Origin of the sequence: Flavobacterium sp. (assembly GCF_049318185.1) — a bacterium.
Lineage (GTDB): Bacteria > Bacteroidota > Bacteroidia > Flavobacteriales > Flavobacteriaceae > Flavobacterium.
Window position 1 is genome coordinate 1 of sequence record NZ_JBMOGV010000108.1, and the last position, 7311, is coordinate 7311.

The 7311-nt window shown below is 33.7% G+C and carries 6 protein-coding genes and 1 tRNA gene; all 7 read left to right on the plus strand.

The window, feature by feature from the left end; genetic code table 11:
- The first annotated feature begins 139 nt into the window (after positions 1-139).
- The 7 genes from ACOYLT_RS09335 to ACOYLT_RS09365 all read left to right on the plus strand — a co-directional run bounded on the left by ACOYLT_RS09335 (position 140) and on the right by ACOYLT_RS09365 (position 6647).
- Positions 140-218, plus strand: a tRNA-Met gene (locus tag ACOYLT_RS09335).
- Positions 219-588: 370 nt separating this feature from the next.
- On the plus strand, positions 589-939 hold the full coding sequence (locus tag ACOYLT_RS09340) for a hypothetical protein (RefSeq protein ID WP_422853589.1): 351 nt from the start codon (positions 589-591) through the stop codon (positions 937-939).
- Between the two features lie 60 nt (positions 940-999).
- Positions 1000-1701, plus strand: a complete 702-nt coding sequence (locus ACOYLT_RS09345; RefSeq protein ID WP_422853590.1) for an ABC transporter ATP-binding protein — start codon at positions 1000-1002, stop codon at positions 1699-1701.
- Positions 1702-1711: 10 nt separating this feature from the next.
- On the plus strand, positions 1712-3148 hold the full coding sequence (locus ACOYLT_RS09350) for a DUF3526 domain-containing protein (protein WP_422853591.1): 1437 nt from the start codon (positions 1712-1714) through the stop codon (positions 3146-3148).
- 1 nt (position 3149) lies between these two features.
- Entirely contained in the window at positions 3150-4541 is a 1392-nt protein-coding gene (locus ACOYLT_RS09355; protein WP_422853592.1) for a DUF3526 domain-containing protein, read from the plus strand.
- Positions 4542-4547: 6 nt separating this feature from the next.
- Positions 4548-5372 carry a hypothetical protein gene (locus ACOYLT_RS09360; protein ID WP_422853593.1) on the plus strand — a complete coding sequence of 275 codons (825 nt, stop codon included), beginning with the start codon at positions 4548-4550 and terminating at the stop codon, positions 5370-5372.
- 66 nt (positions 5373-5438) lie between these two features.
- On the plus strand, positions 5439-6647 hold the full coding sequence (locus ACOYLT_RS09365) for a GTP-binding protein (RefSeq protein ID WP_422853594.1): 1209 nt from the start codon (positions 5439-5441) through the stop codon (positions 6645-6647).
- Positions 6648-7311 lie beyond the last annotated feature (664 nt).

The window sequence follows — 7311 nt, forward strand, 5'->3', positions numbered from 1 at the left end:
CTTTAGATTTACTTAAAGTGAAAGTGCTATTATCAGTTACAGATAGTAATGTAAAGTCTTCAATTTTTTGAGCTTGCGTTTCACCTATGGCGCACACTGGTTCAAGTGGAGGGTGAAAGAGGGATGATTAAATATATTAGGCGAGGTAGCTCAGTTGGTTAGAGCACAGGATTCATATGCGCCTATGGCGCACATGGGTTCAAGTCCCATTCTCGCTACATGAAAATCAACCACTTACGTTTATTCGTAGGTGGTTTTTTTTGCTTGAGGTTCTGCGTGAGGTGAATTACTACGCGGTGGTTAATTTTTGATGATTTCAAAGATTCGATTATTTAGTTTTTTTTAAGTGCCAAACTCTTTTTCGAATCTCTTAATTAGAATGCCTACGTAGAAGTTGTCTGTGAAAGCAATGTATTGATATGCTTGTTTAGCTACAAGCATATCAAATAGTTCATGAATTTCAACAAATCTGGGAGTATTTCCCTCATTTTAATACGTATTACTGCTTCTTTCATCCCATAATGGATGATATCAATTTGTTTTTGATTAATGACTATAGTCCTATATATTTGCAACGATATTGCAAATATGCAAAAAATCATAAAAAAATACAATAAATGCTTTGGTGCTATTTTATTAGCCTTGTATCTTTTTATAGCAACACCTATTTCATTTTGGCACAATCATTTAAATGCTAATGAAGATAATATTAGCCAAACTGTTTCAAAACTAATATTTAAAAAAGCAGCTGAAAAAAGTTTTGATTCAATTTGTGGTATTTGCACTAGTTCTCATTATTCAGTTTTCTACAACAACGATCTTACTTATCTGATCAGGCCACTTGCTTTGTATCAAGTAGCAAATGATATTCCTCTAATTAAACTGCCATTCAAAAATGGCTTGACTGCAGAAAATAAAGGCCCCCCTTTATTTGTTTAATCTTTTTCTAAGATTGTTTAGTGCTTCAACTTATCTTTTTTAATCATTTAATTTTTGTTTATGCCTGTATTACAAGCAATAGAGCTTGGTAAACAGTACAATGGTACTGCGGCTTTAAGTAATCTCAATTTGTCAATTGATAAAGGTGAAATATTTTGCCTATTAGGTCAGAATGGAGCTGGTAAAACTACCACCATCAATTTGTTTCTGGGTTTTACCAATGCTACTAGTGGTAAAGCTACCATTAACGGAGTTGAGGTAAAACCAAATGATGCAGCAACTAAAAAGTTTCTGGCCTATATTCCGGAAGTAGTGCAACTATATGGTAATTTATCGGGTGTTGAAAATTTGGATTTTTTTAGTCGTTTGGCTGGATTTAAATACAGTACAGAATTGTTAAGTGGCTTTTTAACCAAAGCTGGTTTGCAAAGTGAAGCTCATAGCAAAAGGCTATCTACATTTAGTAAAGGGATGCGTCAGAAAGTTGGTATTGCTATTGCCCTTGCAAAAAACGCAGACGTGATTTTAATGGATGAACCAACATCCGGTCTAGATCCTAAAGCCACAGCAGAATTCACCAAAATATGTAAAAAGTTGGCTGCTGAAGGCAAAACCATTTTTATGGCTACACATGACATTTTTAACGCAGTAAATGTGGGAACAAAGATTGGTATTATGAAACAAGGTGAACTGGTGCATACACTCAATACAAATGAGATTACTGCCAGTGCATTACAGGAATTGTATTTGGAAACGATTTAAAGAATTTATTATGAAACCAATCTTTACTCAAACTATAACCAATTCACTTCGGCAAAAACATTTACAAGTTCTTAGTATAGTATTACTCTTGTTATTTGTATTAGTTGCATTTAACAGTGGTGTTGCTTATAAAGCTAGAATGCAAAGTTTTGAAAAAGCCAGGCAAGCTGTTCGCAAAGCATGGTTAAATCAAGGGCCGCAAAATCCGCATAGCAGTGCTCACTATGGACATTATATATTTCAGCCAGTAGATGCTATGCAGTTTCTAGACAATGGTATCCGTCCTTTTGCTGGCTCTATTTTGCGATTAGAAGCACATGCGCAAAATGAAATTGCTTTTAGCCCAGCGCAAGATAAAACAGAACTTAGCCGATTTGGAGATATGAGTTTTGCTTGGATGCTGCAAGTGCTGATGCCTTTATTTATTATACTACTTTGTTTTAATACGGTGAGTTCCGATAGGGAAAGTCAGAACCTTAAATTATTGACTGCTCAAGGTATTAGCAGCAGTAATTATTTGTGGGGGAAAATTGTTTCCTTGTATACAGTAGTAATCAGTTTATCATTGATTGGGTTATTAATACAATTAATTACTTATCAAATTATTGCAGATGGGTTAGGTGAAATTGCTTTTGTTAAAATAGCCGCCTGGTTTTTATTGTATGCAACCTATTTATTTGTGTTAACAGGTATAAGCGTATTGGTAAGTGGATGGCTTAAAAAAAGCAATACATCATTGGTATTGCAGTTGGCAATTTGGATATTGTTGATGGTTGTTATGCCAAAAATTACTGCAAGCGCAGGTGCAGCTTTACACCCAACTGAACACAAAGCAGCTTTTAATAAAGCGCTTCGCGAAGACAGAGAAAAAGGGATAGATGGCCATAATCCTGAAGATGAACGATCTAAAAAATTCATGGATTCGGTAATTGCTCATTATAAAATTGATACCAGTAAAGTAAAAGATGTGAATGCTGCCTTGCCCGTTAATGTTGATGGATTGGTAATGCAGGCAGATGAAGAGTATGCTAACCTGGTGTATGATAAACATTTTAAGCGCATTCGTGAAAATATTGTGTTGCAAAACAGTATTAGTAAATATGCATCATATATTAATCCATACCTCGCTATTCGCAATATTTCAATGAGTATTAGCCAAAGTGATTTTTCCAGTCACTTGAATTTATTGTTTGAAGCGGAACAATATCGACGTTACCTGATAAAAAATCTCAACGATAAAATGGCCTATGGCGGCAGTAAAACTGGCGATTGGGATTGGAAAGTTGATGCCAAGTATTGGGAGACAGTGAAAGACTTTACTTATCCTTCAGCTACACTTGCACAAACTATGAAAGCAACCATTATTGAAATTTCGGCATTGCTTTTTTGGATGCTGCTATTAATGGTCAGTGTAATTATTACTTCAAAAAAATTAACTGTATTATAATATGTTGCAAACTATTTTTACTTACGAATGGAAACAATTGCTTCGCAGTAAGGGGTTAATTGTAGCCTTGTTTATATTTACTGCCATTGGCTTCTTCTGTTTAAAACAAGGCGCCATTGTTTATCAGTATCAAAGAATTTCTGTCGATAGCGCCATGGCTAAAAAAATCCGGAGCTACGATTTTGTTAAAAATATTTTTGATACAATTAAACATTCTAATATAAGAAGTAGCATTGAAACTCCTTATATTCTAGAAAGGCGTCTTCAGGATGTGGTTGCAAAGAACATTTCTCCTCTAAGTGTTTTGAGCATTGGCCAAGGAGATATTTATGCGCCCTTAATTAGTGGTCATTTTAATAACGAAATATTTAAAAATAATTTTTCCGAGTTTAAAAATCCTGAACAATTATTAGCAGGTAATTTAGATGCATCATTTTTTATTGTATTTCTTTTTCCGCTGCTATTATTGGCGCTAACTTATAACTTGCAATCGGCCGATAAGGAATTAGGAATTGATTCATTATTATATACTCAAGCAGCTTCTGTGGATGTTTTGTTTCGCCAGCGACTTTTGTTTCGTTGGTTGATTGCTTTATTGCCGATGTTCTTTTTAACTTTTCTTTCTTTTTGGTTGCTCTATTCTTTGCCCGGCTTTTCATCTTTATCCTTTCTTCAGTGGTGGGGTGTAGCATTTTTGTATGCCCTATTTTGGTTAGTAGTTGTTGCCTTGGTACATCGTTTAAAGTTTAACTCCTTAGTTAATGCCATATCACTTGCTGGAGTATGGGTTTTATTATTAATTGCAATTCCTGGACTATTAAATACCTGGTTTAACTTTCAAAACCCAGCAACTAATAAAACGGAAATAGCTGAATTTCGTGATTATAATGCAAAAATCTGGGATCAATCATCTGAAAATAAAAGAAAACATTTTTTTGCTAATTACATTCAAGTATTGAAAGGCTCTGCCAACGTGGATAGCAATTTTATCGACATTTTTAGTTCTGCTCTTCAAATATTAGATAAAGAAAAAGAATTGCACAATGTTATAGCCAACAATGCCAATGCGCAAATGAAGGCAGAAGAAAAAAGTTTTTGGATTAACCCTGTTGGTGGAGTAGTGCGTTCTTTTGCTATTATTGGTAATACTGGTTTAGAACAACAAATACAATTTGAAAAAGCAGTTATGAAATACCGTGAAGAAAAGCTTCACTATTTCTTTGAAAATATTTTATTTCAAACAAACTTTACAAAAAAAGATTTTGAAAAGATTCCTACATATTTTGAGCCTAATATGGAATTGAAATTCGGAAAGTATTTGTTGCCATTAAGCTTGCTTACATTGATAGCTATTTTTTTATCTAGCATTAAAATAAAGAACAATAACCAATAATATACAATGAAACAACTTAATATACTAATGCTGATTTTCGTCTTTTTTGTAGCATGTAGTGTCCCTAAAAGCGGGTCAAAAAACAATTCGTTTTACGAGTATAATACTTCCCTTGCAGATTCTGTTTTAGCGTATGCATTAGATAATGAAGCATTGTATACATTGGCAGATACCTTAAAACCATTAAGTAGTGTAAAATTTTTGCGATTTGCTGTTGCAAAAGATTCAACTCAGTTAGATGGAGATATCGACATTGTTAAAAACGATTCATTTATTTATAAAATTGAGGCTTACCAACAAGTGTGTAATGCTTTAAGCCAAAATGATTGGTTGTTTGTATTGGTCCCTTTTCAACGCACAGAAAAAAATGTTCGCAATATGGAAATCTATGTAATCAGAAAATCTTTATTTGCTAAAAAGATTCAACAATTTCAATCATTTTTTGGTCAATGGGGTTTTACTCCTAGTACAAATCCAAGCGTTGTTTTATCGGTAATAGAATATGAATCAAAATGGGATAGAAATAGGGCTTATGGATATTTGTTTGGTTATCCGGCTCATGCTGTTGATTTCTTTGTTGAAGCCAGTAAAACTCAATTTGCTGATATTTCAAAGAAACTAGTGCCAAGAAACTTTTTTGAAATACCTGTTTTTGCAGGAGAAAAAGGACATTTTACTTATGCAATTCCAAAATCCTATATCCCTACAAATATTGACAGTAGTATCTATACCAATGCAATAAATACACTGAATAAATACAAGAATACAAGGAGTCAGTTTCTAACAAAAAATGGATTAAAAGCCAATGCGTTATGGGGAAGGATGCAATAGTTAATAATGCACTGTATGTAAAATCTGGATTGAATCTTTATAGTAAATTATTTTAATTGATAACTTATGATTGCAAATAAGAAGTTGCCTGTTACTGTATTAAGCGGTTTCCTCGGAGCAGGAAAAACAACTTTACTTAACCATGTGCTGCATAACAAAGAAGGCTTAAAAGTAGCTGTTATTGTAAATGATATGAGTGAAGTAAATGTGGATGCTAGGTTGGTTAACGAACAAAACGTTTTATCACGAACCGAGGAAAAGTTAGTAGAAATGAGCAATGGATGTATCTGCTGCACGTTGCGTGAAGACTTAATGATAGAAGTGGAAAAATTGGCTAATGAAGGCAGATTCGATTATTTACTTATTGAATCTACAGGTATTAGTGAGCCAGTTCCGGTTGCGCAAACTTTTAGTTTTGTTGACGAAGAACAAGGCATAGATCTTTCCAAGTACAGCTATATTGATACAATGGTTACTGTGGTAGATTGCTTTAATTTTTTCAACGATTTTGGTACCAACGAATTACTGGTTGATCGGAAGTTAACCGATATGGAAGGCGACCATAGGACAATTGTTAATTTACTCACCGATCAGATTGAGTTTGCAAATGTTATTATTTTAAATAAAACTGATTTGGTTAATAATAAAACGGTAGGATTGTTAGAAGCGTCTATTCATAAATTAAATCCAGGAGCAAAAATTATTAGATCGAATTTTAGTAAAGTTGCACCAAAAGAAATTCTGAATACGAAGCTTTTTGATTTTGAAGAAGCTCAAAACAGTGCAGGTTGGCAAAAAGAATTGGAAGCTGGTGAACATACTCCAGAAACTGAAGAATATGGAATTTCATCTTTTGTGTTTAGAAATTGTAAACCTTTTCACCCAATCAGATTTTGGAAGTATTTAAATGAAGAATATCCAAGTGGCGTTATTCGAGCAAAAGGATTGTTTTGGTTGGCTTCAAGACCTAATGATGCGATTAATTTTTCTCAGGCAGGGGGTTCATCTAGACTTGAAAGAGCTGGAGTTTGGTGGTGTAGTATGCCATATGCTGAGCGAATGAATTATCAGTCATTTGTTGATCATCAGACAATGATAGAAAAGAAATGGAGTAAACAATGGGGCGACAGAATGAACGAATTGGTATTTATAGGTCAAGATATTGAGAAAGAAAAAATGATAGCTGACCTTGAATCTTGTTTATTACAGGATAATGAACAATATTTATTTGATTCAAAAATACAATTGGATGATCCCTTTCCATTGAATATATAGTATTTCTGTTAATTTCAGTTACCATGAAGTACCCTATTTGGATATACACTTTATTATTTTTTAACACAATTGCCCGACTAAAATATAATAAAACTGGCATAAAAAAGGGCAGTTCCTAAGAACCGCCCAGATTAGTTATGTTTGACTTACCACAGAACAAATATTACTATGGACGAAGTTAAAAAATTTGTCGGACAGCCGGTATTATCTCAGATTTTAGATGTAATACCCAGTACTTTGATACAGCATTCAAGCAAAAAGCACCAAGCTAACAGGTGTTATAAGCGTTTGCCGGTTTGGGTGAGCTGCCCCAATTCTGTTTTCAACTTTTTTTTATGGACACAAAACGTCAAGTGGTCGCTACCTCAATCTATCTACAGGTGAATTCTATCATAATTGAAATTGTAAGCGTAATACATACAAAATCAATAAGTTAGCATTTTCATATCATCAATTATCGAGTTAGATATTTTCCCCATTCTCGTGTTCATCTCTTTCCCTATTGCTAACAACTTTTCATTAAGGTGTTCAAAGATTGCCCTTCCTCAGGTGCTTCGAATAAAATTTAACAATCGCTTACCGCAACAATAAACATTCATTTATAAAATTATTAAATATATATTATATTTGAATAAGGTTATAATTAAGGCTATTTTGCCTCAGG

Bases quoted from the DNA above. Each gene is read 5' to 3' on its own strand.
- ACOYLT_RS09340 (WP_422853589.1), top strand. From the start codon at position 589: ATGCAAAAAATCATAAAAAAATACAATAAATGCTTTGGTGCTATTTTA.
- ACOYLT_RS09365 (WP_422853594.1), top strand. From the start codon at position 5,439: ATGATTGCAAATAAGAAGTTGCCTGTTACTGTATTAAGCGGTTTCCTC.
- ACOYLT_RS09345 (WP_422853590.1), top strand. From the start codon at position 1,000: ATGCCTGTATTACAAGCAATAGAGCTTGGTAAACAGTACAATGGTACT.
- ACOYLT_RS09355 (WP_422853592.1), top strand. From the start codon at position 3,150: ATGTTGCAAACTATTTTTACTTACGAATGGAAACAATTGCTTCGCAGT.
- ACOYLT_RS09360 (WP_422853593.1), top strand. From the start codon at position 4,548: ATGAAACAACTTAATATACTAATGCTGATTTTCGTCTTTTTTGTAGCA.
- ACOYLT_RS09350 (WP_422853591.1), top strand. From the start codon at position 1,712: ATGAAACCAATCTTTACTCAAACTATAACCAATTCACTTCGGCAAAAA.